The organism is Adlercreutzia sp. DFI.6.23 (assembly GCF_024462535.1).
Lineage (GTDB): Bacteria > Actinomycetota > Coriobacteriia > Coriobacteriales > Eggerthellaceae > Adlercreutzia > Adlercreutzia rubneri.
Map to the genome: position 1 here is coordinate 1 of NZ_JANGBP010000725.1, position 291 is coordinate 291.

1 protein-coding gene is annotated in these 291 nt (G+C 64.9%); it reads right to left on the reverse strand.

The features are described 5' to 3' along the window. Window positions 1-291 (reverse strand): hypothetical protein (locus tag NE591_RS15230; protein ID WP_256157099.1); only part of this gene is annotated, 291 nt, incomplete at both ends.

The window sequence follows — 291 nt, forward strand, 5'->3', positions numbered from 1 at the left end:
CATGCTCCGGCTTGGTAAGAACAGAGAAAAGGCGAAGAGCACGAAGCGGAATGCCGTTCGGCCCAAGGGCGGCCCGCCCGTGCGCGGCGCGCATATCCGAACCGCAGGGCTCGAGAAATAGGAGAAGAAGGTCGAGCAGGCGGCACGCCGCAAGAGGCGCGCACGCGCCGAGGCAAAAGACGTCCTCTCCGCGATCGGCTACGACGCCTTGTACGCCGACGGGACCGCCCAAGTCGAGGAGGGGCTGTTTAGCCAGACCATCGAGTTCGGCGACATCAGCTACCAGTCGGC